Annotated in this window: 29 protein-coding genes; 20 read left to right on the top strand and 9 right to left on the bottom strand. The window is 44.3% G+C overall.

Features of this window, described 5'->3' with window-relative positions; all coding sequences use genetic code 11:
• Positions 1-235: 235 nt before the first annotated feature.
• Positions 236-1,000: a hypothetical protein gene (locus ACOCD9_RS05905; protein WP_419546730.1), complete on the top strand. Its 765-nt coding sequence runs from the start codon at positions 236-238 to the stop codon at positions 998-1,000.
• A 29-nt stretch (positions 1,001-1,029) separates the two neighbouring features.
• On the opposite strand, the gene glcD is transcribed toward ACOCD9_RS05905, so the two are convergent.
• The 3 genes from glcD to ACOCD9_RS05890 form a co-directional block, all read right to left on the bottom strand.
• Positions 1,030-2,496 carry a glycolate oxidase subunit GlcD gene (glcD, locus tag ACOCD9_RS05900; protein ID WP_419546728.1) on the bottom strand — a complete coding sequence of 489 codons (1,467 nt, stop codon included), beginning with the start codon at positions 2,494-2,496 and terminating at the stop codon, positions 1,030-1,032.
• Positions 2,497-2,678: 182 nt separating this feature from the next.
• Positions 2,679-2,894 (bottom strand): hypothetical protein, encoded by a 216-nt coding sequence (locus tag ACOCD9_RS05895; RefSeq protein WP_419546734.1) that lies wholly within the window; start codon positions 2,892-2,894, stop codon positions 2,679-2,681.
• 54 nt (positions 2,895-2,948) lie between these two features.
• Positions 2,949-3,500, bottom strand: coding sequence for a 2'-5' RNA ligase family protein (locus ACOCD9_RS05890; protein WP_287703943.1), 552 nt, complete (start codon positions 3,498-3,500; stop codon positions 2,949-2,951).
• A gap of 160 nt (positions 3,501-3,660) precedes the next feature.
• Here ACOCD9_RS05890 and ACOCD9_RS05885 point away from each other — a divergent pair, with 160 nt between their 5' ends.
• The 11 genes from ACOCD9_RS05885 to rpmE all read left to right on the top strand — a co-directional run bounded on the left by ACOCD9_RS05885 (position 3,661) and on the right by rpmE (position 9,069).
• Entirely contained in the window at positions 3,661-3,927 is a 267-nt protein-coding gene (locus ACOCD9_RS05885) for a YciI family protein (RefSeq protein ID WP_287703941.1), read from the top strand.
• Positions 3,928-4,196: 269 nt separating this feature from the next.
• A complete protein-coding gene (infA, locus tag ACOCD9_RS05880; RefSeq protein ID WP_002737109.1) occupies positions 4,197-4,427 on the top strand; it encodes a translation initiation factor IF-1 in 231 nt (76 codons plus the stop codon).
• A 127-nt stretch (positions 4,428-4,554) separates the two neighbouring features.
• Positions 4,555-4,668, top strand: coding sequence for a 50S ribosomal protein L36 (gene rpmJ / locus ACOCD9_RS05875; protein ID WP_012593611.1), 114 nt, complete (start codon positions 4,555-4,557; stop codon positions 4,666-4,668).
• Between the two features lie 93 nt (positions 4,669-4,761).
• Entirely contained in the window at positions 4,762-5,145 is a 384-nt protein-coding gene (gene rpsM, locus ACOCD9_RS05870; protein ID WP_002735415.1) for a 30S ribosomal protein S13, read from the top strand.
• A gap of 39 nt (positions 5,146-5,184) precedes the next feature.
• Positions 5,185-5,577 carry a 30S ribosomal protein S11 gene (gene rpsK, locus ACOCD9_RS05865; RefSeq protein WP_002735413.1) on the top strand — a complete coding sequence of 131 codons (393 nt, stop codon included), beginning with the start codon at positions 5,185-5,187 and terminating at the stop codon, positions 5,575-5,577.
• Between the two features lie 193 nt (positions 5,578-5,770).
• A complete protein-coding gene (locus tag ACOCD9_RS05860) occupies positions 5,771-6,712 on the top strand; it encodes a DNA-directed RNA polymerase subunit alpha (RefSeq protein ID WP_287703939.1) in 942 nt (313 codons plus the stop codon).
• A 21-nt stretch (positions 6,713-6,733) separates the two neighbouring features.
• Positions 6,734-7,084 carry a 50S ribosomal protein L17 gene (rplQ, locus tag ACOCD9_RS05855; protein WP_002736334.1) on the top strand — a complete coding sequence of 117 codons (351 nt, stop codon included), beginning with the start codon at positions 6,734-6,736 and terminating at the stop codon, positions 7,082-7,084.
• Positions 7,085-7,086: 2 nt separating this feature from the next.
• Positions 7,087-7,902 carry a tRNA pseudouridine(38-40) synthase TruA gene (truA, locus tag ACOCD9_RS05850; protein WP_002735236.1) on the top strand — a complete coding sequence of 272 codons (816 nt, stop codon included), beginning with the start codon at positions 7,087-7,089 and terminating at the stop codon, positions 7,900-7,902.
• Positions 7,903-7,942: 40 nt separating this feature from the next.
• Entirely contained in the window at positions 7,943-8,398 is a 456-nt protein-coding gene (gene rplM, locus ACOCD9_RS05845) for a 50S ribosomal protein L13 (RefSeq protein ID WP_002735375.1), read from the top strand.
• A gap of 4 nt (positions 8,399-8,402) precedes the next feature.
• Entirely contained in the window at positions 8,403-8,816 is a 414-nt protein-coding gene (gene rpsI / locus ACOCD9_RS05840; RefSeq protein WP_002737094.1) for a 30S ribosomal protein S9, read from the top strand.
• 19 nt (positions 8,817-8,835) lie between these two features.
• Positions 8,836-9,069, top strand: coding sequence for a 50S ribosomal protein L31 (gene rpmE, locus ACOCD9_RS05835; RefSeq protein ID WP_002760058.1), 234 nt, complete (start codon positions 8,836-8,838; stop codon positions 9,067-9,069).
• A 444-nt stretch (positions 9,070-9,513) separates the two neighbouring features.
• On the opposite strand, the gene ACOCD9_RS05830 is transcribed toward rpmE, so the two are convergent.
• Entirely contained in the window at positions 9,514-9,681 is a 168-nt protein-coding gene (locus ACOCD9_RS05830) for a hypothetical protein (RefSeq protein ID WP_016514325.1), read from the bottom strand.
• A 147-nt stretch (positions 9,682-9,828) separates the two neighbouring features.
• Between ACOCD9_RS05830 and ACOCD9_RS05825 the strand changes: the two genes are divergently transcribed.
• Positions 9,829-10,650, top strand: a complete 822-nt coding sequence (locus tag ACOCD9_RS05825; protein ID WP_287703936.1) for a sulfotransferase — start codon at positions 9,829-9,831, stop codon at positions 10,648-10,650.
• A gap of 96 nt (positions 10,651-10,746) precedes the next feature.
• Here the strand turns inward: ACOCD9_RS05825 and ACOCD9_RS05820 are convergent, their stop codons facing one another.
• Positions 10,747-10,947, bottom strand: a complete 201-nt coding sequence (locus ACOCD9_RS05820) for a hypothetical protein (RefSeq protein ID WP_002735656.1) — start codon at positions 10,945-10,947, stop codon at positions 10,747-10,749.
• Between the two features lie 482 nt (positions 10,948-11,429).
• Between ACOCD9_RS05820 and ACOCD9_RS05815 the strand changes: the two genes are divergently transcribed.
• Positions 11,430-12,383, top strand: a complete 954-nt coding sequence (locus ACOCD9_RS05815; protein ID WP_287703934.1) for an ABC transporter ATP-binding protein — start codon at positions 11,430-11,432, stop codon at positions 12,381-12,383.
• Between the two features lie 16 nt (positions 12,384-12,399).
• On the opposite strand, the gene ACOCD9_RS05810 is transcribed toward ACOCD9_RS05815, so the two are convergent.
• On the bottom strand, positions 12,400-13,155 hold the full coding sequence (locus ACOCD9_RS05810) for a tetratricopeptide repeat protein (protein ID WP_287703932.1): 756 nt from the start codon (positions 13,153-13,155) through the stop codon (positions 12,400-12,402).
• A gap of 44 nt (positions 13,156-13,199) precedes the next feature.
• Between ACOCD9_RS05810 and nblB the strand changes: the two genes are divergently transcribed.
• The 4 genes from nblB to ACOCD9_RS05790 all read left to right on the top strand — a co-directional run bounded on the left by nblB (position 13,200) and on the right by ACOCD9_RS05790 (position 16,503).
• Positions 13,200-13,865, top strand: coding sequence for a phycobilisome degradation protein NblB (nblB, locus tag ACOCD9_RS05805; RefSeq protein WP_287703930.1), 666 nt, complete (start codon positions 13,200-13,202; stop codon positions 13,863-13,865).
• 73 nt (positions 13,866-13,938) lie between these two features.
• The gene (locus ACOCD9_RS05800) at positions 13,939-15,030 is read left to right on the top strand and encodes a tetratricopeptide repeat protein (RefSeq protein WP_419546720.1); all 1,092 of its coding nucleotides are present in this window, start codon (positions 13,939-13,941) and stop codon (positions 15,028-15,030) included.
• 722 nt (positions 15,031-15,752) lie between these two features.
• Positions 15,753-16,157, top strand: coding sequence for a retron system putative HNH endonuclease (locus ACOCD9_RS05795; protein ID WP_419546718.1), 405 nt, complete (start codon positions 15,753-15,755; stop codon positions 16,155-16,157).
• A gap of 196 nt (positions 16,158-16,353) precedes the next feature.
• On the top strand, positions 16,354-16,503 hold the full coding sequence (locus ACOCD9_RS05790) for a hypothetical protein (RefSeq protein ID WP_004163638.1): 150 nt from the start codon (positions 16,354-16,356) through the stop codon (positions 16,501-16,503).
• Positions 16,504-16,582: 79 nt separating this feature from the next.
• Here ACOCD9_RS05790 and ACOCD9_RS05785 read toward each other — a convergent pair whose 3' ends face one another.
• Together ACOCD9_RS05785 and ACOCD9_RS05780 are read right to left on the bottom strand one after the other, a co-directional pair.
• Complete coding sequence (locus ACOCD9_RS05785) at positions 16,583-16,963, bottom strand: hypothetical protein (RefSeq protein ID WP_419546716.1); 381 nt, start codon at positions 16,961-16,963, stop codon at positions 16,583-16,585.
• A gap of 59 nt (positions 16,964-17,022) precedes the next feature.
• Positions 17,023-17,388 carry a phasin family protein gene (locus ACOCD9_RS05780; protein ID WP_287703922.1) on the bottom strand — a complete coding sequence of 122 codons (366 nt, stop codon included), beginning with the start codon at positions 17,386-17,388 and terminating at the stop codon, positions 17,023-17,025.
• Between the two features lie 431 nt (positions 17,389-17,819).
• Here ACOCD9_RS05780 and hemB point away from each other — a divergent pair, with 431 nt between their 5' ends.
• Positions 17,820-18,806: a porphobilinogen synthase gene (hemB, locus tag ACOCD9_RS05775; protein ID WP_419546714.1), complete on the top strand. Its 987-nt coding sequence runs from the start codon at positions 17,820-17,822 to the stop codon at positions 18,804-18,806.
• Between the two features lie 323 nt (positions 18,807-19,129).
• Here the strand turns inward: hemB and ACOCD9_RS05770 are convergent, their stop codons facing one another.
• On the bottom strand, positions 19,130-21,247 hold the full coding sequence (locus tag ACOCD9_RS05770) for a recombinase family protein (RefSeq protein ID WP_287703918.1): 2,118 nt from the start codon (positions 21,245-21,247) through the stop codon (positions 19,130-19,132).
• Positions 21,248-21,325: 78 nt separating this feature from the next.
• On the opposite strand from ACOCD9_RS05770, the gene ACOCD9_RS05765 reads away from it, so the two are divergent.
• Positions 21,326-22,663 (top strand): proton extrusion protein PcxA, encoded by a 1,338-nt coding sequence (locus ACOCD9_RS05765; protein WP_287703916.1) that lies wholly within the window; start codon positions 21,326-21,328, stop codon positions 22,661-22,663.
• Positions 22,664-22,966 lie beyond the last annotated feature (303 nt).

The following is a 22,966-nucleotide window of genomic DNA, read 5'->3' as shown; positions in this document are numbered from 1 at the left end:
CAGACTTGGAAACTATCTCATCAAATTAGTTCCCCCATAGAACCTCCTTGAGCCATCTTGCACACTTTTCTCTTTTTGTCAAATTTTATGTTAAGAAAGATGTGACTAATGGATAGCCCCCTTGATAAGGGGGGTGCCGATCCCCCCTTAATCCCCCTTAATAAGGGGCAGATCTGAACAATTTTTAACCCCCACCCACTTAGAAAGAAAACTTAAATATCCAAGGAGAAAATTGATGACTGCCACCACTGACAATAACTCTAATCAACCTCTGGTTAGTTTGCGGGAAATACAAGAACTTGCCATCGCAATTACCGCCAAAAGCCTCAATCCCGCCATGCTAACGGTTGATTTCCTCAAATATTCGGGAATAGTTCCCCCCGACTGGGAATTAAATAGCCAGCCGGTACTCAATCCTAATTACGCTCAAGTTAATTTTCAAAATGGCATCGGCATCGTCGCCCAACCCCGGACAATTACCTTTGTGGAGATGATTAACTCTCCCGATAGCCTGAACCTGAAACTGCCAGAAATTGTCGGTTTATATCTAGATAAACTCCCTTTGGCCGAATATCAAGCCCTGAGTATCGCCCCGAAAAGTATTGTTCCTTTCCCTAGTAGTCCCGATGCCGCTAAAAAATACATCACCGAAACTCTTCTGGCCCCCGGTCCCTGGCTCAATTTCGGTATAGCCCCCCTACAAGCTGGCATCAATCTACTTTATCAGTTAGAAACCTCTCAGCTATCCGTGGCGATTAACGAGGCAAAATTACAATTACCCGATGGCAAAATTTTAGGGGCGCTATTATTTGCCGGCAACTTTAACTATAATCTGGCCGAGGGCAGCGATCGATTAAATCTGCTCAAACAATATCTGGGACAATGGCAAAAAGATCTAGAGATTTTCCGAGAATTAGTCACTCAGCGTTTTCTGGAAAGACAAGTCCCAGTTTTCCCCTCTAATATCAATCTGCCCCTAGGACCCCAAGCTGGACTGTAATCAGTCATCAGTCAATACTTGCCGATAACCTAAAACACATCCACCCCCCCAAACCCTTGTATTTTGGCATTAGCGGCTTCCCCACAGCTGCGCGGGGTGGGGAATAATTTCCCCGGGTTAGCTAAACCTTTGGGATTAAAGCAATCCCGCACATAGCCCATAGTTTCTAAGTCAATCTCGTTGAACATAGCGGGCATATAACAATTTTTATCGATGCCGATACCATGTTCCCCCGATAAACTGCCCCCAACCCGCACACAAAGTTTGAGAATTTCACCCCCTAATTCCTCCACTTCTTCCCAGGCCCCCTCTACCTTGTTATCGTAGAGAATCAACGGGTGTAAATTGCCATCCCCGGCGTGAAAAACATTGGCGATTTTATAACCGTATTTTTCACTTAAAGCCTTAATTTCCTGAAGAACATAGACCAATTGAGTGCGGGGAATCACCCCATCTTGCACAAAATAATTAGGGCTAATTTTCCCCGCCGCCGCAAAAGCCGCTTTTCTGCCCTTCCAGAGTTTCAAGCGGGTTTCGGCATCATTAGCTGTGGTGATATTTCTCGCCCCATTTTGACGGCAAATCTCGGCAACCCGATGTTTATTACTGGCGACTTCTACCCCTAAACCATCCAATTCCACTAATAAAACTGACTCGGCATCCCGGGGATAACAGCCGGTAGCCACCACATCTTCCACGGCGTTAATACTGAGATTATCCATAATCTCCATCCCCGCAGGAATCATTCCCGATTTAATAATATCCGCCACCCCTTGGCCCGCCGCCTCGATACTGGTAAAATCGGCCAGTAAAACACAGATAGATTCCGGAGTTTTCAGGATTCTTAAGGTGATTTCCGTGGCGATGCCTAAAGTTCCCTCGGAACCCACAAATAAACCGGTTAAGTCGTAGCCCGGTTGTTCCGGTACCGCACCCCCCACATCGATAATTGAACCGTCGGGAAGGACGATTTTTAAGCCCATAACGTGATTGGTAGTCACGCCGTATTTTAAACAGTGAACCCCGCCAGAATTTTCCGCCACATTACCGCCGATCGAGCAGATAATTTGACTAGAGGGATCCGGTGCGTAATAAAATCCCGCCCCGCTTACCGCTTGCGTCACCCAATTATTAATCACCCCGGGCTGTACCACCACCCTTTGATTATCTAAATCAACCCTGAGAATCTGATTCATCCGCGCCGTGACGATGAGAATCCCCTCTTCTAAGGGTAACGCCCCCCCCGATAAGCCCGTTCCTGCCCCCCTCGCTACCCAGGCAATCTCGTTATCGTGACAGAGTTTCACCACCGCCGCAATTTCTGCTGTGCTGCGAGGCAGTACCACAAGAGCGGGTCTTTGTCTGTATCCTGTGATACCATCGCACTCGTAGGTTAATAATTCATCTTTGCGACGGATGACTCCATCTTTGCCAAGGATCGCTTCTAGCTGTTTGATCAGATTGGGGGAGATTTTCGGGGGATTTTTGAGTAACATAGGTTTCAGGGCGGCGGAGTGGCCATAAAATCGCTCTATAGGTTAAAATATCGCAAAAAAGCCAGAAATGAAGCTTTAAAAACTGCTCTCTCCTATTTTAACACTAGAACCCCTTCCTCTGTAGAAATCGGGTGCATCTCGCACTTGCAGCAATACCGACAATCAGCAATTATCGGTGACTTTTAAATTATTACAGATATATCAGCAGCCGTCTGTAAGCATCCCACCGAAAAACTAATGCGCGGGGGGCTTGGGGGCGGCACTTCGACACGCTCAGTGACCGCGCCACGCCCCCAACGGGGGGTTTGGGGGGTAGAACCCCCCAAAAGCTTGGATTGAGGAAAAAAATCGAAAGTAACGCCCGATTTTAGTAGAGAGTTTCCCCTTAAAAATCCCAACTTAGTAGATTTACAAAAATCAGATGCAGCCGCAGAAACCTGCAAGAGTCCGGATTATAGAGAAAATTGCCGATAAATTTCCCAGTGCTTGCCGTTATGAATTAGGAGGGTAATTTCATCGATCATCACCTCAAAAAATAGCTCTTGATTAGCATATTTTGACCAAGCTTTCCAGAAATTATCTTTAGTTAAATCTCGGAAGCCAACGGTTAAATGGGGCGAAAAAGCTCGGCTTTTTGAGACATTATCAATGATATTCAGGGAAGATTCTAGCTGCTGTAAAAGCCGTTTTTGCAGGGTTAATAATTCTGGGGTTTTCTGGACATTAATATAAATGACTCGCGGTTTAAAGGCGGCAAAATTCTGGAGAATTAGGGGAATAGGAGCGTGCAAGCCAGCAAATTCCTCTAAACATCTTTCTAAATCCGGTAATTGTTCTAAATTCCACCGGAAAGGGGGTTGGAGAGTGACGTGGGGAGGCGATTTCAGGGCGGCGCGACTATTGTAAATTTCTGCAAACTCTACCTTGATTTTTGTGGCAATTTCCTGTACTTCTGGCGGCGGCAAAAGTGCGATAAAAAATAGAGATCCTTGGGGTTGATTCATGGAAGCAAGCAAAGCTACAGAAATGAAGCTGTCACCTCGATTCTAGCAGTCTTCAACAACTCTAGCTAATTGTATAGCTCTGTTACATTGCACCCTCGACGGTCAAGATTAATCGGTATAATTATATGATTGTTAATCAGTCCTAGCCTCCTGAGAATTTATGCCCTGGTTTGTCAAGATAGAAAAAGGCATTGTTGATAAAACTACCTTTGATCGCTATGTCAGCGCCCATAAGGACTATGTGCGTGATTTGATTGGCCAAGGACGAGAAGCAAAAACCGGTTATTGGGCAGAAAGGGGCGGCGGAATGTTATTATTTAAGGCCGATTCTCTTGAGGAAGCCCAAGCAATTATAGTTCGCGATCCTTTAATCGAGAATGGTTGTGTGGAATATGAACTACATGAATGGCGAATTGTCGTCGAGTAATCCAGCTTTTCAGGGAACAGTGAACAGTAATCAGTCATCAGTGAAAAGACAGCAAGGTTAAGCTGTTGATTATCTAAATATGACTCGTTAATACTGCCTGGGAGTGGGGAGTACCAGAGAAGGGCTCCTTTTGGCTGTGAACTGAAAACTCGCATCCGATCGCTGATCACTGATCACTGATAAGCTATACTGGGGGAATTGTGCTAACAGCACGGTTGCTGCTGCCGATCATTAAATAAATTGTCTCCAGTGAAATTGAGGAATTAACTTTGTCTAAACAAGATCTCATCGAAATGGAAGGAACCGTCACCGAATCTTTGCCCAACGCCATGTTTAGGGTGGATTTAGATAACGGTTTCAACGTCTTAGCTCACATATCCGGCAAAATCCGCCGTAATTATATCAAAATCCTCCCCGGCGATCGAGTCAAAGTGGAACTCACCCCCTACGACCTAACCAAAGGAAGAATTACCTATCGCCTGAAAAATCAAAAAAAATAGGGACAAATGGGGGCAGAGAAGCCAAAAAGTCTAATAAGCGGCCAAATTTATTTTAAAAAAATAGGTGACACGAGTAAAAGAAATCTGATATAATAATAAGCTTGCAGTGTTGCCAGAATAGTTAGGCATGAAAGTTAGAGCGTCTGTCAAAAAAATGTGCGAAAAGTGCCGCGTCATCCGTCGGCGCGGTCGAGTCATGGTAATTTGTTCTAACCCCAAACACAAGCAGAGACAAGGTTAAACCACCAAAGTCACTGTCTTGGGGCAGAGAATCGTTACCGTTAATTGTAGTCGTTTTCGGAAAAAAAATCGTTCATAGGGAGAAAAAAAAAGCGTGGCAAGGATAGCTGGTGTAGACCTACCTCGCGATAAGCGTGTGGAAATCGCCCTGACCTACCTCTACGGAGTGGGTCTATCGCGTTCCCAAGAAGTCTTATCTGCGACGGGTGTTAACCCTGACACTCGGGTCAAGGATCTCAGCGATGAAGACGTGGCGGCGCTACGGACTTATATCGAGACAAATTATCAAATCGAGGGGGATTTGAGACGCTGGGAGGCGATGAACATCAAACGCCTCGCCGATATCGGCACCTATCGAGGTCGTCGGCATCGGCTAGGATTACCCGTGCGCGGGCAACGGACGCGAACCAATGCGCGGACTCGTCGCGGTCGTCGGGTGACAGTGGCAGGGAAGAAAAAAGCCCCCTCCAAGAAATAATTTTTTATTCATTGCGATATCCCCCAATCAAGAAAAACTATGGCGCGACCAACCAAAAAAACCGGACCGAAAAAACAGAAGAAAAATATTCCTACCGGAGTCGCTCACATTCAATCGACCTTCAACAATACCATTGTCACGATCGCCGATACCAAAGGCGATGTGATCTCTTGGGCATCGGCGGGATCGAGTGGTTTTAAAGGAGCCAAAAAAGGAACCCCCTTCGCCGCCCAAACCGCCGCCGATAACGCTGCCCGCCGAGCGATCGAACAGGGAATGCGTCAACTAGAAGTGATGGTTAGTGGCCCTGGGGCAGGACGGGAAACCGCAATCCGGGCCCTGCAAGGAGCAGGATTAGAAATCACCCTGATCCGGGACGTGACTCCCATCCCCCACAATGGTTGTCGTCCTCCCAAACGCCGGAGAGTGTAAACAGTGAACAGCTTTTTCAGGTGACAGGGATCTTGAGGCCAGCAGCCGTTAGCTTTGAGCGCATCAGCAGCAGAATCCGGTCGTCAAAGACCATCTGATCAAAAAGCTGAACGCCGAACGCTAAACGCTGAAAGCCAAAGATAACTGATAACTGATAACTGATAACTGATAACTGAACAAGGGAGGTCAATCGGTGGCGCAATTTCAAATCGAGTGTGTAGAAGCAAAAACTTACAAGAATCAGAGTCAGTACAGTAAATTCGTACTAGACCCTCTGGAAAGAGGCCAGGGTACGACCGTAGGTAATGCCCTGAGACGGATTCTCATTTCCAATCTGGAAGGAGCGGCCGTGACGGCCCTGCGGATCGCGGGAGTCAATCACGAATTTGCCACCGTTGAGGGAGTACGCGAGGACGTGATGGAACTCATGCTCAACATGAAAGAAATCATCCTCAAAAGCTACACCAATCAAACCCAGATCGGGCGTTTAGTGGCAACTGGACCGGCGACAGTAGTGGCGGCACAATTCGATTTACCCTCAGAAATCGAGATAGTTGATCGCAATCAGTACGTCGCCACCCTAGCCGAAGGGGCCAAGCTAGAGATGGAATTTCGCGTGGAAAAAGGCAAAGGCTACCGGGCAATTGATCGCAGTAAAGAAGAAGCCACTTCGCTCGACTTTCTGCAAATCGACTCTATATTTATGCCCGTAACCAAAGTCAACTACAGCGTCGAAGATATCCGTTCCGAAAGCGGTCAAGCTAGAGATCGTCTGCTCTTAGAAATTTGGACAAACGGGAGCATTAACCCCAAAGAAGCCCTTTCCCAAGCGGCCGATATGCTAGTTAATCTCTTTAACCCGCTCAAGGATCTCAACGCCCTCGAATCCTCCGGTAACTTTGACGACCAAGAGATCAACCAAGAAAACCAAATTCCGATCGAGGAACTACAATTATCCGTGCGCGCCTACAATTGCCTGAAGCGAGCGCAGATCAACACCGTAGCCGACCTCCTCGATTACAGCCAAGAAGATCTCTTAGAAATCAAAAACTTTGGGCAGAAATCGGCTGAAGAAGTCATTGAAGCCCTACAAAAACGGTTAGGCATCACCCTACCCCAAGAAAAAAGCAAGTAAACCCAATTCCAGGAAAATACCATGAGACATCGGTGTAAAGTGCCTCAATTGGGTCTGCCGGCTGACCAAAGAAAGGCACTGCTGCGCAGCTTGGCCACCCAGCTAATTCGCCATGGTCAGATCACCACCACTCTAGCGAAAGCGAAAGCGGTGCGAGCAGAGGTAGACCACATTATCACCCTAGCTAAAGACGGTTCCCTGAGCGCCCGTCGCCAAGCCATGGGCTACATCTACGACAAACAACTGGTTCACGCCCTTTTTGAAGGAGCCCAGACCCGTTATGGCAGTCGTAACGGCGGTTATACCAGGGTCGTGCGTACCCTGCGCCGTCGCGGGGATAATGCCCCCATGGCGATTATCGAACTGATGTAACGATGACAGCTTGCCCCCAGTCGCGGATCGCCCTAGTTATCCAGTATGTGGGAACTAATTTCCACGGCTGGCAACGGCAACCCCATCACAGGAGCGTGCAGGAGGAAATCGAGAAGGCTCTGGCCGATATTCTCGGTCATGCCGTCACTCTGCACGGGGCCGGACGGACCGATAGCGGTGTTCACGCCGCCGCCCAAGTTGCCCATTTCCAGCAGCAGAGTCCGATCCCACCTTCCCATTGGGCCAAGGTTCTCAATGCTCGGCTAGATGACGATATCGTCATTCGGGCTTCAGCCCAAGTTCCCGATCGCTGGCACGCCCGTTTCTCGGCCCTCTGGCGACGTTATCGTTACACCCTCTATACCGACCCCATCCCCAATCTCTTTGTTAGTCCCTTTAGTTGGCACTACTACCATCGTCCCCTCGATGCCGATTTGATGGCCAGGGCCTTACAGCCCCTATTGGGAAAGCACCATCTGGCCGCCTTTCACCGTGCCAACTCTAGTCGTGACCATTCCTGGGTAGAAGTACAAGGGGTGGAATGCTACCGTCAAGGGCCATTTGTACAGATGGAAATCCAAGCCAATGGCTTTTTGTACGGGATGGTGCGCCTATTGGTGGGAATGTTGGTGGAGGTGGGAACTGGTGAGCGATCGCTAGAAAACTTTACCGACATCTGGGTTAATCAGCGCCGAGAATTGGTCAAATACGCCGCACCAGCTAAAGGACTATGTTTACTGCGGGTGGGTTACGCCGATTTTCCCTTTGCCGATAGCGTCTGGTTCGAGACTCAGCCTCTTTATTATTTCCGAGCATAGAGATTCAAAGTTTATTTTTGTAAACCAAGGCAAACTGACCATGAACAAAACACCTCTACCAAATTTAGAGACTCTAGAGCAGAAATGGTACGTCATCGATGCGGCCGATCAGCGTCTAGGTCGTCTGGCCACCGAAATCGCGATGATTCTACGGGGCAAAAATAAAGCCACCTTCACCCCCCATCTGGATACGGGGGATTTTGTCATTGTTATTAACGCCGAAAAAGTGACGGTAACGGGCAAAAAACGCCAACAGAAAGTTTATCGCCGCGACTCCGGCAGACCGGGTGGTATGAAGGTAGAAAGCTTCGATAAACTGCAAAAACGCATTCCCGAACGGATTATCGAACACGCTGTTAAGGGAATGCTCCCGAAAAATAGCTTAGGTCGGAAATTGTTCACGAAACTGAAAGTTTATGCCGGTGCGGAACATCCCCATCAGGCACAACAACCGGAAGTTTTAGCGATTAATACGATTCCCGCAGGAGGAAATTAAGTCAATGCAAGCCACGGACAGTAAAAATAAGGTAGTTTATTGGGGAACGGGACGACGCAAATCGGCGGTCGCTTCCGTGCGTCTCGTGCCGGGGACGGGGGCAATTACCGTTAACGGTCGCGATGGAGAAACCCATTTTAACCGCATTCCCACCTATATCCAGACGATCAAGGCTCCTCTGGAGACTTTGGGACTGGAAAACGAGTATGATATCATCGTTAAGGCCGAGGGCGGTGGTTTGACTGGCCAAGCGGACGCAGTGAAATTGGGGGTCGCTAGAGCTTTATGTCAATTAGCACCAGAAAATCGTCCTCCCCTCAAGAGTGAAGGTTATCTGACTCGGGATCCCCGGGCGAAGGAACGGAAAAAATACGGTCTTCACAAAGCGCGCAAAGCGCCTCAATACTCGAAACGTTAGGTTAATAGAGAGGTTTATTATGCCGAAAAAAATTCATCCTACTTGGTATCCGGAAGCCAAGGTGATCTGTAATGGTGAACTGGTGATGACGGTGGGTTCGACAAAACCAGAAATTCATGTGGAGGTTTGGTCGGGTAATCATCCTTTTTATACGGGAACCCAGAAGATGATCGATACGGAGGGCCGGGTTGATCGCTTCTTGCGTAAGTACAAAATGGGTGATAAGTCAAGCAAAAAGGCTGATCAGAAATAATTCTTTACTTTTGCCTTTTTGACCCGGTGGGGAGATTTTCCCGCCGGGTTTTTTGCTATCTTTAGGCTAGTAGAGTCATTATCGCTCTTCTGGAACTTTCGGAAATCCCTGACCGAATCCAGATTCTGAAACCCTTGCTTGACAACTGATCGCTAACTTTTTTTCTAATAAAAACTCTAATTTCGGGTTTCTGTTAGTTGGGACTTGCTGAAAATTACTGGAAGCCTTGCTAGAAAACGGTTTTGGGACTTTTTTCGCCCAAAAAGTGCCAGAAACAAACGTTGAGAAATCGATCCGAGGGACTCAAAACCCTTGCACTTTCCGGAGGCGATGGCAAAGGGTTCCGCTTCCAGACCTGCGAGGTCATTCTGTTATTCTGACTGTTATTCTGACTTCCCCGACCGAAGACCGACGACCGACTCCTAACCCCACCAATAAACTTTTTCAGCAAACCCTAACTAATTTTTCAGCACAGGCTCTTAATTCCTCCATTGTACCCAGTCCGGGGCGATTAACCTTTTCCCCGCTTAAAGGGGCCGTGTCAATAGCGAGTACCTTTTCCTGGAAGGGAAACTGACTCATTTTGACTAGATGGGGAATAGTGTTGATCATAAACCAGACATCGGTTCGCACTGTAAAAAACCAGAGCTAACAACTTGGTAATCCCATTTTGTATAAACCTCACTTTTGTTTGGGTCTTAAATGGGATACATTATAGGGGAATCTTAGCGACAAGTTGACATAATTCCTGATTAACCTATGACTATAGCCCTCGATCGCTTGCCCCAATCTTGGCAGGGTTTAACCCATCGTTTAACTTATAAGTATTTTCAGGCACGCATTGATATACCCAAAGACCCCTATAAAATTCTCTTTCGTCCCCAACCCTATCAGGTTTTATTTATTCTTAGCCATATGCGATCGGGTTCGTCTTTATTGACCCATATCCTCAATTCTAATCCTGAAATTATCGGTTTTGGCGAAACTCATCTGGTTTATGAGAGTGAACAGGATTTTAAAACTTTAATGTTTAAACTCTACTGGCGTTTGAAAGATTTAAACATGAATCATAAATATATTTTAGATAAAGTTCTTCACGATGAGAAGTTTTTATATCATAGTTTTTTGCAATCTGATGCGGTTAAGACCATATTTTTACTACGAGAACCGAAGCGCACTTTAGCTAGTATTCTAGATATTAAACCCCATCACAATGAGCAGCAAGCCCTGGGTTATTATACTGGTCGTTTAGCCACCTTAGAAAGTTATGCTCGATTAATTAACAGCAAAGAAAAGAGTTTATTTATCACCCACGATCAAGTATTAAACCAAAGTCAATTGGTGTTTAATAGTTTACAGAGTCATCTCGATACTAAAACGGGATTTTCTGAAGAATATCGAGTTTTAAACACTACTGGCAGCCGTGGTATAGGAGATTCTTCCGAGAATATCAAAGCGGGTAAAATTATCAAACAAGCCAGAAAATTAGATATAGAAATTTCCGACGATGTTTTAACCCAAGCCCAAAAAGCCTACGATCAATGCTACGAAACCCTTAGCCATTATTGTCATTGTATCTAAGCTGAATTGGGGATGAGCAATAGCCTTGATTCTCTCCTCCGAGTCCCAAGAAAACCCCCCTAATTCAACTCTAAGTTAATCATTTAAAAGGTCTGATTAGCCTTCAATATTAGCAATTGTAAAGCCCATCTGACACTCGTAGAGATTGGGCTGTTGGCTGCCCCCTTTGCCCAAGGAGTGACCACAGCCTAGTTTACCCTCTCGCCACCGGGGTTGCCCCTGCTGGTTGGCTAAAAGACAGCCCTGACACACAGAACCCGTATCGAGAATGTGTTCGTCGGTTAAAATCACTAACATGACGTTCACCCCCATTGATCTCCGATCACTTTTGTCTCTATTGTAAGAGGTTTTTTCTGAGATGTAGTGGCGCGCTATACATTCCGCTACTTTTTGGCTTTTTTTCGCCTAGACTCTTCTTATACAAGGTATTTACCGATCAATTATTAATGGTCAGAAGATGAGGCGGCTCTTCTAGGTTCTGTGTGAGGATGTTATAATATCAATACAGAATAGGAGGTGGGTTATGTGGATAAATTTTGATCAACTCCTCGATTTACCAAATGTAACAGTGGTCAATTATCAAAAAATTGATGAGACAATTTAAGCTGTTTGCTTGCTTTAATTGATCACAAAAAGTAACAAAGGCTCAAACAATTTGACCACAATTGACAACAACCGTGAAAACCCTGACGCGCATTACCTTTAATCTGGAAGTCATGGGAGATAAACTCTCTATTCGTGATTAGCGAGTCACCCTCAGAACCTAACTAAAAAACTTTATGAACCCACCAGAATTAGCCATTGCCACCGTTTGTTTAACCAAACAATTTGACCGCCATGGGGCTGTTAATCAAGTGGATTTACAGATTGAAGCGGGGGAAGTTTACGGGTTAATCGGTCCAAATGGAGCGGGAAAAACCACTTTAATTAGGATGTTAGCGGCAGCGGAAGAACCGACAACGGGAGAAATATATCTGCACGGAGAACGTCTTTTAAGAGATGAGATTAATCCCCGTCTGAAAAGAAATTTAGGTTATCTACCCGATAATTTTCCTCTCTACGATGACCTAAATGTCTGGAATTATCTGGATTATTTTGCCCGTCTTTATCATATCCCGCGCTCCCAACGTCATCGCCGCATTTATGAGGTTCTAGAACTGGTACAATTAACCAATAAAAGCCATAATTCGATCGCTACTTTGTCCAGGGGGATGAAACAACGTTTAAGTTTAGCACGAACGATTATCCATGAACCTTTAATTTTACTTCTCGATGAACCAGTTTCTGGATTAGACCCGATCGCTCGCCTACAATTTCGTGAGATTATTAAAGTCTTACAATCGGCGGGTATGACTATTTTAATTTCCTCCCATGTCCTTAGTGATTTAGCGGAACTTTGTAGTTCTGTGGGTATAATGGAATTAGGTTATCTAGTGGAAAGCACCTCTTTAGAGGAATTAAATCAACGTCTAGCCGGCCAATACTTGCAGATCACGACTCTAGGCAATTTAGAAGCCTTAGAAACCGCTCTTAAACAATGTGTTTTTGTGGAAAGTTGGCAAAGAATTATTAATACTAATACTCTCCGGGTTAAATTTACGGGAACCCTAGAAGATAGTGCTGAATTGTTGAAATCTTTAGTGGTTTCTGGTCTGAATTTAAGCGAATTCTATACTTGCCGCGAAGATTTAGAAACTATTTTCCTAAAACTGGGACATCGACAGGCATCTTGAGGGGAAATAATAATTTTTAAATCTCGGATAGTAACTTTTCGACTAATTTAATTTGCTCCTGACTAAAACCCGCTTCCTTCAGGTGTGCCAGAAACCATTTTTGTCGATAACGACCGTCTAGATACCTAGCCTTTTTATAGGTATCCCGAGCCTTTTTACTATCACCTTGGTCTAAATAAATCATTGCCAAAGCCACAAGAGGATGGGGATTATTCGGCTCTAGTTTAACTGCTTTTTCAGCGTTAGTAATAGCTGAATTAAAATCTTTTAAGCGATGATAGGCGAGGGATAAATTATAGTAGGCGATTTCATTATCGGGTTTTAAATTAGCGGCTTTAGTATGAGTGACTACGGCTTTTTCAAGATGACCACCGACAAGATAAACAATACCCAAAGCATTATAGGCAGCCACATGATCGGGAGCAATTTTAATCGTTTCTTCGAGGGTTGTTTGTGCCGCTAAAGGTTGTTTAGCTAGGTGTTGTGTCCATCCTAAAATTACTCTCCCGTCTAGATGATTGGGGTTTAACTGTAGCGATTTTTTTAAAGCCTCAATACTTTTGATAAAATCTCCCTGTTGACGATACTGTAATCCCAATTGACGATAACGATTAGCAGCTTTAATGTCTGATGGGGAAATAATCGGACTGGGAGAAGGAGAAACGATTATTTTAGCCGTCGGTTCTTTTTTAATAGGAGAGGGGGGACTACAGCCCCAAAAAACCGGGGAACTAAAGATGATCAAAATAGTCAGGAGTCGATAACTATTCATGGGACAATTAATACCAGTCCAATTGTTAAGGGTGTCATCAAATTATGAATTATTCCCCTGAATCCGTGCAACGGCTGCTCGATTCCGATGATTATGGCGATCGCTTATCGGGAGTTAATCAACTGCGTTATTTAGCCCCAGAAATCGCCTTCGAGATGTTACAGCCTGTAATTAACGATAGTAACGCTAGGGTGCGTTATTCGGCGGTAAGTCAGCTAGATATCCTGGGTCATCAGAATCCTGATCTGGCCTTAACTATTCTACGCGATCGCTTGTTGCATGATCCCGAAGCAGACGTGAAAGCGGCCGCGGCCGATGCGATCGGGGGGTTAAAATTAACGGCAGCCTACGATGATCTGGTGGCCGTCTATCAACAATCCAGCGACTGGTTAATTCAATTTAGCATTGTGGCCGCTTTGGGCGAATTGGGGGAACCCCGGGGCTTTGAACTGCTCGAAATCGCCCTAAACTCCGATAATGAATTGGTAAAAACGGCCGCTGTTAGTGCTTTCGGGGAACTAGGCGACCCTCGCGCCGTCTCTTTACTTGTTCCCTTGGCTAATGATGATGACTGGCAACTGCGCTATCGTCTTGCTCAAGCTTTAGGCCGCTTAGGGGGGGAAGAGGCGATCGCTGTTTTGACCCAGTTAACCAGCGATAAAAGCGCCCAAGTCGCCCAAGAGGCCCGCAATAATCTCGTCCAAGGGTGATGCAGAATAGTTGATTTTTGTCAATAGCATTTACAATAAACTTTAATTAAGAATCGTTAACAAAGGTAAAGCGATGAAACAATTTACCCGTTTAATCTTGCTCATCGGTCTCCTCGCGGGGGGCTGTTTCTCTCCCTCAATTGCGATCGCTGATAATCCGGCGGGGGCAATCGTGAGCAAGAATTCACAAGTTAACGAACTACTGCGTCAAGCGCGGCAATTGGTCAAAAATGGCAATTATGGGGAAGCTATAGCCGTTTACGAGCAGGCTGCCGCCCTTGATGGCAATAATGCCAAAATTTTCTCTGGGATCGGCTTTTTACAAACGCGGCAAGGGAATTATAACGCCGCCGCCCAAGCATACCAAAAAGCTTTAAGTCTCGATCCGAGCAATCCTGACTTTTTCCATGCTCTCGGTTATAGTTTGGCTAATATCGGCGATTATGACAATGCAGCCACCGCTTACTACTACGCTATCCAAATAGAACCGAAAAACGTCCAACACTACCTCGGTTTAGGGGTGGTATTATTACGGCAAAAAAACTATGCTAAAGCGGGCGAAGTTTACCAATGGGTTTTAGCTCTCGATCCCAATAATCAGCAAGCTCACGAAATCATGGGTAAGGCCTTGATTGAACAGAATAAAAGCAGCGAAGCCCTCGATTTTCTCCAGAAATCCCTGCAAAGATTCCCTAACAATAGTGAAATAAGATTGCAACTGGCCAGCCTTTTGCTCAAACAGGGCGATTTAAATGGTGGAACCCAGATTTTAAAAGAAATAGAACGACAAAATGCAGGAAATTTTTTAATTCAGCTAAAAATAGGGATTTTACTCGAAAAACAAGAGCGTTTTGACGAAGCTCTCCCCTTTTATCGTCGGGCTGTTTTCCTGCAGCCCCAATCTTTGGAAGCACAAGCGGGAATCGGTCGCATCCATCTGGCCAGAAAAGATTATCTTGCAGCAATTATCGCCTATCAAGATTTGGCCGAAATCGCCCCCAATAACGCCGATGTCTATCTTAATCTCGGTCGGGCCTACGCGGGCCGAGGACGAAAAAGAGAGGCGGAGGAGGCTTTTAAGCAAGCGCGAGCGGTTTATGTGCTGAAAAATAATCAATCTGGCCTGGAGGAAGTGGATGTCCTGCTGAAGAAGTTGCTTGAGTGAACCCCAGATCAGTGATCAGCTTCTCAAGGCAACAGGCAAAAGGCAAAAAGCTCTTTTCTTCCAACTCTAACGCAGTCTTAAGGAGTGATTGGCTTCCTTGAGTTTGGTGGGTAAAATGTACTCCATTGATGCAGTCCTGCCAGCGAGCGACTGGAACGAACTACAAAGACACGAAGGACACAAAGATTGATCGCTTCTATATGGGGCTGGCTGAATAATGGTAAAACCCTTTTAAAATAAGGCTTTTGACCTGTTAAAATCCGATGTTCATGCTGCGAAAATAGGATTGGGACTTTCAAAAACCTGGCATTATCCTTATTGTAGTACAAAAATTAGCACAAAAAGGGGCAACAAAGCCTGAAACTGCTGCCTCCTGCCCTCTGCCTGACCCCAGCCTAGTACTTTTTCAGCAAACCCTAATTAGGGGTCTCAAGACCCCCCTGGCGTATTTTTCTCAAGTCCCTAGAGGGGGACAGCCAATGTGATACCATTTTTCTTTATTCGTGGCAGGTATCCTACTCCCCTCTCCCTTTCTAGGAGACGGGTTGGAGGTGAGGGCAATTAACCATCTCTGCCATTACTTTAGAAAAATGGTATGACAGTTGAGGGTGCGGAATGTGGGTTATACCATTTCTCTAAATGAAAACTACACATCGAATTTAAGTCATCCTTTTTAAGGGGGATTTAGGGGGATTAAACTTCTGTAGTCAGACTTTGGAGAATTGGTATTAGATTATGCCAATTTGCTATGTTCCTGTCAGGCAAATCTTAGGACTGGTGAACCTCGGCACTGTGGTAATCTAAAAGATAACTGGTTTGATGAAAATCTCTTAATCTCTCCACTTAATCCCGATTGTGAGTCTCACTTTGCTTTTAATAATGATGGTACAATTAAACCCGCACAAGAAGATGATCAAAAAGCAATTAATACTATCGAAAAGTTGGGATTAAACCTCAATAAACTCAAGGCACTTCGTAAGGCAGCCATCGATCCTTTTTTGGATGAGGAGATAGATAATGCTCAATTACAAGTCTTTGTCAATGGATATTTATGCTTAGATGATCAACAAAGATACAAACCTTTCTGGACAACAATCAAATATTTGTTCAGCGATTTAATTGAATAATTTTTCCTTGACAAAAATACAAGAATTATTATAAAAGTTTAGATAAACCAGAAAAAATATAAAGTCTTATGAAGATTATTCAAGAATTATCTCAAAAGTCAACAATTGATGAGATTCTGGTCAGATAATTGGGGTGGAGGGGTGAATCAACCTGATCCGAAAAAGAGATTGTTGTCGAGAGTTGGAGAGAAAAGCAATGAATATCAAGGATACATTACACAATTTTGTCCAGTACCTAACAGAGGCTTTTGCTCGCATTTTTAGCCCCAGCAATGATGAATATCCCGATGTGGGGATGCAGCCTTTTGATTCTGAACCTTACCATGCTCCCAAGGGTAATTCTTAACTAAAAATGATGGGTAATTGCTTTGAGATAAAAGCTATGGGTAGGGATAATAACCCTACCTGATTTTATAGAAAAATAATTAATCCTCTGCTTGCCAATCGGGACAACTATCACTATCCCAACCGTAGGGATGGAAACCGCAGACGAGAAGATTGCCTCCGTAGATATAGCCGTGATAATTACGGCAACCGATACAAGCAGGATGGGTGTTAGGATCGGGGTTAACCTTAGGAGTGAGGGTAAAATCCGAGGGTTCATCTGATTCCGAAAATAGGGACTCATCGAGGTTAAAAAATTCTTCTAATTCCTGGGGTAAAACCTCTTGAATAAACTGTTCCAGATCGATGATAATTTCCTCATTAATTTCTTCGATAGTTTGGGCTACTTCTTGGAAAAAAGTTTCAATTCCCAGTGCGACAGTTTCGATCACTTCCCAAAAATCTTTCTGCCAATCGTCCATGTTTATACTTGCATCCCTTGTCTAGTAATAATTAATTATTTGTCGCTAAAATATAGGTTTTAATCCTGTTGCAGTTTCCGTAATTCCTCCTGAAGACGTTCCACCTGTTGCCGCAATTCATCTACTTTTGGATTGGCTGCCTTGGTGTCTTCCTCATCTTCAATGATTTCTATCCGTCGGGGTTCATGGGGAATATTAGATTCGTTAGCTGTCACCGCTTGCTGTTGTGCCTGTTTTACCAACTCATCGACGTATTTCCTCGCTTCTTCTGCGTTTATTTCGCCACGAGCAATCATCTCATCGGCTAATTTTTGGGCTTGATTTCTTAATTCTTGTAAATTTACTTCAGCTTTTTCGGCGGCATAAGCGGCAATGCCTACGCCCAAATAAACTGCTTTTTTGACTAAATCACCTAAGTTGGCCATAGCAAAAATCCTGAATTGATCGCTCTTACCTACTAGAATAAACGATCCTTCTCCCAAATGGAGATGGGTTTTGGGAGTCAGTGAACAGTGAACAGTAATCGGTGAACGCTTGCACCTCTATCCAAGAGAGCCATCAGTGAACTGAAAACTGATGAGGTAAAGTTTTGTAAAGAGAGGAGGTGGTGGCGACAGCAAAATTGATCGCTATAAAGATTAAATTTTAGTCAAATTGCTGATTTTTCGCCCTCAAAACGACGATAGAGGTTTATTAGGTCAAAAATGACCTAAATAGTTTGATTAAGCTCAAAATAACTAAATATTGCCTATAGCTGCCGGCAGCCAGCTGCCGGCGGAATCGATTTGTGTTCATCCTCAGCAAAGATTTAAACTAAAGAATCGAGACAAGATTCCCGATTTAATCACAAAAAACTATGTTTCCTATTCATCGCCCCCGTCGTCTGCGTCAAACCCCTCAAATGCGCCGTCTGGTGAGTGAAACCGTCTTGACAGCCAATGACTTTATCTATCCTCTTTTCGCCACAACGGGGGAAGGTATTGCCCAGGAAGTGAAATCGATGCCGGGGGTGTACCAATTATCAATCGATAAAATTGTTGACGAAGCCAAGGAAGTGCGTGATTTAGGAATCCCAGCGATTATTTTATTCGGGCTGCCGGAAAGTAAAGACACAGAGGCGACGGGAGCATGGCACGATCATGGTATTGTGCAAAAAGCGGCCACAGCAATTAAAGAGGCAGTTCCCGATCTACTCATTGTCGCTGATACTTGTTTGTGTGAATATACCAACCACGGTCATTGTGGTTATCTGCAAACGGGAGATTTAACCGGCAGGGTGTTAAACGATCCCACTCTGGAATTATTGCAAAAAACCGCCGTTTCTCAGGTAAAAGCGGGAGTGGATATCATTGCACCTTCGGGAATGATGGATGGTTTTGTGCGGGCAATTCGTCAAGGATTGGATGAGGCGGGTTATAGTGATACACCGATTCTTTCCTATACGGCTAAATATGCCTCTGCCTATTATGGTCCGTTTCGGGATGCGGCTGATTCTACCCCCCAATTCGGCGATCGCAGAACCTACCAAATGGATCCGGGTAATGCCAGGGAAGCCTTAAAAGAGGTGGAATTAGACGTATTAGAGGGAGCAGATATGTTAATGGTAAAACCTGCCCTATCTTACATGGATATTATCTGGAGAATCAAGGAAATGACTAATTTACCCGTGGCTGCCTACAATGTGTCGGGGGAATATTCAATGATTAAAGCGGCGGCGTTAAATGGCTGGATTGACGAAAAACGGGTGACTTTAGAGACTTTAACCAGCTTTAAACGGGCGGGTGCCGATATTATCTTAACCTACCACGCTAAGGATGCCGTGCGCTGGTTAGCAGAGGGTTAAATCGGAAAGGTGACAATTTTTGGCTAACCGATCAGGATAAGGGGGGGTGAGATTGTTACTATTAATTCTAGGGATTACCTGAAAGGGATTAAGTAGTTAGGTATTAAAAACTGTCAGATCCCCCCGCCTATCGTCACCCCCCTTATCAAGGGGGGCAGGGGGGATCAAAGACAAAATCTATCTTCAATTTAATTATAACTACTTACTTAATTCCCACATAATCCTCTAGATTTATGCAACCCAGACCAAGTTCTCTCTACTATCCATCGCCAGGCTGCATTGGTGATGGTGAGATAGGAAGTTTTCCTTAATAGCAACTTAGGTTATACTTCATCTTGATGAGAAACGCTGTAATTATATTCTTTTGCCGCTTGTACTAAGGATAAAAGTTGTCCAGTTTGATCGGTTCCCGATACACTTAAATCACTGTGACAGAGGATAACTTTTTCGCTTACCCTTGCCAATAAATCCCTTAAAACTCTCTGTAAACGGGCCTGATTTTCCTCTAATTCTGCTTCTGTTGTCCAGCGTTGATAGGGACTTTCTCGCCAAAAAATTGGCGCAGCAAAAAGAGTAGCAGCACCTGCTTGTTCCCAGAGTGGAGAAGAACAATCTAGCCAAAAATGCCAACGATGACTAGAACGAAAAGAACGATATTGAAAGATATTGCCTAGGGTAACTGCTGAGGAAGATTTAATAAATTGTCGCACAGGATAGGGATTAGCGGTAATTGTACCACGGCGCAAAAGTTGGATAAACTGATTAATAGTTTCGCTGGGACTTTGAAAAGAGGGTTCACTCTCACGCAAACGGCGATCAATCTCCCAAAAATGTTGGGCAGTTTCCATTAATTCTCGCAAAGCTGCCAAGTGATCGAAGGGCAAATTTTCCCCATCGTTTAATAATTGTTCGATCGCTTGATTTAAGACAAAAATCGGGAAAAGTTTGGCTTCTTGCTGCCGTTTTTTCATCCCTTCGATCCAGCGACAAATTCTTTCGTAGGCAGTACAAGCTTTTTGTCCTAAGCGATCCCAACGGGGAAAAGTTTCGATCGCTAATAAACGGGGATTTTCCAGATCCACTTGATAACAATGATCGGCAATTAATCCAGCGCGAACCGGATCGATATCGGGAATTAAATTTTGTTCTTCATCCCAGCGATAACGGCTAAAAATCACCAGCATTTCCGCTATGGCCTCTTGGGGGGCTAAACGCCCCAAATTTTCATAAACAAGGGCGAAAAGGGTCAATAATGCCCGAATCAGAGGACAACTGATCAGGGGTCGTTGTTCGTTGAGGGGTTGAACGGCTATCCCGGCACCAGTTAAAATTTCCATCAGGCTATAACGGGCGATTTCGTCTAAACCGGGGGCAATAATGGCGATTTCTTCGGCTTTTACTGCTCCTTGCTTGACTGCTTGAATAATAGCTGTGGCTGTCTTCCGTAACAATTCAGCGCGAGAGGTGGTTTGTAGGGAGATGAATTGATCGGGAAGATTGCCAAGATAGTTACCGTCGCTGATTAAGGAGAGAATCGTCTCGCTAAACTGAGCCGCTAACCCGTTATTGGTAGATAATGGCATAATTTGACAGCGTGCCGCTAATTTTTGTAGATAATCGGGATCGGCAGTTAATCCTAAGCGAATTTTTCCCTGGGGATTGTAGGTAAAAACGCTAAAACAATCATGATCGAGGAAAAAACTGAGTAAATCCTTGGCAATAGCCGGATAATCGTCCACATCGTCCGCAAAAACTCCCCGGAAGCGTTTTAATAGTTGCTGTTGATAGCGACTATCAGGGAATAAATAGCGCCAATAGAGTTCGTAGATGATACCATAACTTAATAAACCACGTTCTAGAGACCAATCACGCCATTGAATGATTAATTCTCCCACTTTTTCCGGTGTTTCCTGCTCATTAATCGCTAAAACTCGTTTTAGATCTGTTTCTGATAATCCTTCGGCTAATCTTTCGGGTATCTTTTCTGCGGGAACACCACTAGCACCGGCTAATTGTAACAAATCGAGAACTTGACGGACGAAACGATATTCATTTATGCTAGTAAGCTGGAAGAATTCGGCGATTGCTGGTTGCCAGAGACGGGTGGCGAGTTCCTGCTCCGTTTCTGGGCGTAATCGGCGGGGAAATTGCGCTTTTAGCCCCAAAAACTCGAAAATTAACGGCCAAAACAGGATGACTTCATCGGTGAGAAAACCTAAAGGGGTTTTACAGAGAATCGGATAGCTACCCCTAACAGCAATGGCTAATCGATCGGCTAATTCCCGTTTATTATCATCGTTGGCAGCGAAAACTAAGATCGATCGAGGAAGGGGGGATGATTTTGAGCGATCGCGAGACACCCAGCGCCGAAATTCCCCGACTAAAGTGGTGGTTTTTCCCGATCGCGTGCCACCTTCGATCCAAATTGGTATGATTGACATCGTTTTTTCTCGATTGTATTTGTTAAGATGACTGATCGGTACTCTAGCTTTTCTCCCTTGTGGAAGTAATTGTTTCCTATGAATCTTAATCGGATTTTGCAAGGTGTTAATCAATGGTTATTACAAACTCCTGAACGTTCTTTAGATGAGGCGTATCATGCAGCTTTGAAGATTAAGGAGATAGAAGACAAGCATTTTCAAGGGCGAAAAGTGGCGAATGGGTTCTCGAATTATGGCAGCAGCACTAATTCCTATTTTATCGCAGAAGTTAAAGGTTATCTGCAAAAAATTAAAGTCAGATTGACGGAGTTTAAAGCTAGTCGCTCGATCGTGAATACCTTCGGTCCCAATCAACCGACAATTAATAATGGGGTGATTACTGTCACCACAGATGTTTGTCTGAAAAAACTTCAGTTTATCGATAGTGTTATCGGAAAATATCAAGATAATTATTGGCAAGAAGATCTGCAAGATGTTCCCAAAAGTCTCCAGAACCGAAATTTTGAGCAGGAAACAGCCAAAAATAAAACTTCCAGGAATCGCTCTTTTTTAGCGGCGGGTAGTCTTGAAGATGAGGAAATAATCAAAAGTAATAAATCCCAAAAAGCTACGGAAAAACCGGGGGTTTTACCCCGTTCTTTTGTCAACACTTTTAATCGCATTAAACAGGAAATCGATCCGCAAGCGGAGGAATCGGAGGAGGCAGTTTTAAAGAAATTTCGCAATTCTCGTTATAAAACAGCCATTTCCCTCAAGTTTATTTTACTGTTAATTATTGTTCCTTTATTAACCCAGCAATTAACCAAAACTTTCCTAATTACCCCCTTGATTAATAAATATTTCCAACAACAGGAACAGTTTATTTTTATCAATCAGGATTTAGAAGAAGAGGCTTTTTCGGAATTGAGAAGATTTGAGGAAGCTTTACATTTTCGAGGTATGATTGGTTTAAGTCCCAAATTATCTAACGAAGAAATCGAGGGAGAAATTACTAAAAAAGCGGCGGTACTAAGTGAAGAATTTCGCCAACGAGGTCTAAATGCGATTGCTAATATTTTCGCCGATATTTGTTCCTTGATTGCCTTTGGGTTTGTTATCGCTTTTAGTCGTCGAGAAATCGAGATTGTCAAGTCTTTTCTGGATGGCATTCTCTATAATCTTAGCGATTCAGCTAAAGCTTTTTTAATTATTCTCTTTACCGATATATTTGTCGGTTTCCACTCTCCCCACGGTTGGGAAGTGATCCTAGAAGGGTTAAGTCGTCATTTCGGTTTACCGGAAAATCGCGAGTTTAATTTTCTCTTTATTGCCACTTTTCCCGTTATCTTGGATACAGTCTTAAAATATTGGATTTTCCGTTATCTCAATCGCATTTCTCCCTCGGCAGTGGCTACCTATCGTAATATGAATGAATAGGGTAAAATCAGGGAGAAACTTGATAATTTACCCTTCTAATTTGGGGGGATAATTTGGCTGCATCTCACATTTGCAGAAATACCGACAATCAGCAATTATCAGTGACTCTTAAATTATTACAGATATATCAGCAGCTGTTTGTATGCATCCCACCGAAAAACTAATGCGCGGGGTGTTTTTCAGCTATTTATTCCGAGAAATCGACTAAAAACGTTGCCAGATAAGAATTTAAGAGAATAACATTGGAGAGAGTGAAAGGTCCCTAGGGAGCGTTGATTCATGAATCAACCTACAAAGCACGAC

Origin of the sequence: Microcystis sp., from assembly GCF_048564745.1 — a bacterium.
Classification (GTDB): Bacteria; Cyanobacteriota; Cyanobacteriia; order Cyanobacteriales; family Microcystaceae; genus Microcystis; species Microcystis ichthyoblabe_A.
Note: the sequence above shows the minus strand (reverse complement) of the source record. Positions and strands in the feature narration are given on the sequence as shown.

Coding starts and splice junctions, on each gene's coding strand:
- ACOCD9_RS05765 (WP_287703916.1), top strand. CDS start 21,326: ATGAATCTTAATCGGATTTTGCAAGGTGTTAATCAATGGTTATTACAA.
- ACOCD9_RS05820 (WP_002735656.1), bottom strand. CDS start 10,947: ATGTTAGTGATTTTAACCGACGAACACATTCTCGATACGGGTTCTGTG.
- glcD (WP_419546728.1), bottom strand. CDS start 2,496: ATGTTACTCAAAAATCCCCCGAAAATCTCCCCCAATCTGATCAAACAG.
- nblB (WP_287703930.1), top strand. CDS start 13,200: ATGAATTATTCCCCTGAATCCGTGCAACGGCTGCTCGATTCCGATGAT.
- ACOCD9_RS05830 (WP_016514325.1), bottom strand. CDS start 9,681: ATGATCAACACTATTCCCCATCTAGTCAAAATGAGTCAGTTTCCCTTC.
- rpsK (WP_002735413.1), top strand. CDS start 5,185: ATGGCGCGACCAACCAAAAAAACCGGACCGAAAAAACAGAAGAAAAAT.
- ACOCD9_RS05815 (WP_287703934.1), top strand. CDS start 11,430: ATGAACCCACCAGAATTAGCCATTGCCACCGTTTGTTTAACCAAACAA.
- ACOCD9_RS05780 (WP_287703922.1), bottom strand. CDS start 17,388: ATGGCCAACTTAGGTGATTTAGTCAAAAAAGCAGTTTATTTGGGCGTA.
- rplQ (WP_002736334.1), top strand. CDS start 6,734: ATGAGACATCGGTGTAAAGTGCCTCAATTGGGTCTGCCGGCTGACCAA.
- ACOCD9_RS05825 (WP_287703936.1), top strand. CDS start 9,829: ATGACTATAGCCCTCGATCGCTTGCCCCAATCTTGGCAGGGTTTAACC.
- hemB (WP_419546714.1), top strand. CDS start 17,820: ATGTTTCCTATTCATCGCCCCCGTCGTCTGCGTCAAACCCCTCAAATG.
- ACOCD9_RS05810 (WP_287703932.1), bottom strand. CDS start 13,155: ATGAATAGTTATCGACTCCTGACTATTTTGATCATCTTTAGTTCCCCG.
- rpsI (WP_002737094.1), top strand. CDS start 8,403: ATGCAAGCCACGGACAGTAAAAATAAGGTAGTTTATTGGGGAACGGGA.
- rplM (WP_002735375.1), top strand. CDS start 7,943: ATGAACAAAACACCTCTACCAAATTTAGAGACTCTAGAGCAGAAATGG.
- ACOCD9_RS05800 (WP_419546720.1), top strand. CDS start 13,939: ATGAAACAATTTACCCGTTTAATCTTGCTCATCGGTCTCCTCGCGGGG.
- rpmE (WP_002760058.1), top strand. CDS start 8,836: ATGCCGAAAAAAATTCATCCTACTTGGTATCCGGAAGCCAAGGTGATC.
- ACOCD9_RS05770 (WP_287703918.1), bottom strand. CDS start 21,247: ATGTCAATCATACCAATTTGGATCGAAGGTGGCACGCGATCGGGAAAA.
- truA (WP_002735236.1), top strand. CDS start 7,087: ATGACAGCTTGCCCCCAGTCGCGGATCGCCCTAGTTATCCAGTATGTG.
- ACOCD9_RS05885 (WP_287703941.1), top strand. CDS start 3,661: ATGCCCTGGTTTGTCAAGATAGAAAAAGGCATTGTTGATAAAACTACC.
- ACOCD9_RS05890 (WP_287703943.1), bottom strand. CDS start 3,500: ATGAATCAACCCCAAGGATCTCTATTTTTTATCGCACTTTTGCCGCCG.
- rpmJ (WP_012593611.1), top strand. CDS start 4,555: ATGAAAGTTAGAGCGTCTGTCAAAAAAATGTGCGAAAAGTGCCGCGTC.
- ACOCD9_RS05790 (WP_004163638.1), top strand. CDS start 16,354: ATGAATATCAAGGATACATTACACAATTTTGTCCAGTACCTAACAGAG.
- ACOCD9_RS05905 (WP_419546730.1), top strand. CDS start 236: ATGACTGCCACCACTGACAATAACTCTAATCAACCTCTGGTTAGTTTG.
- ACOCD9_RS05785 (WP_419546716.1), bottom strand. CDS start 16,963: ATGGACGATTGGCAGAAAGATTTTTGGGAAGTGATCGAAACTGTCGCA.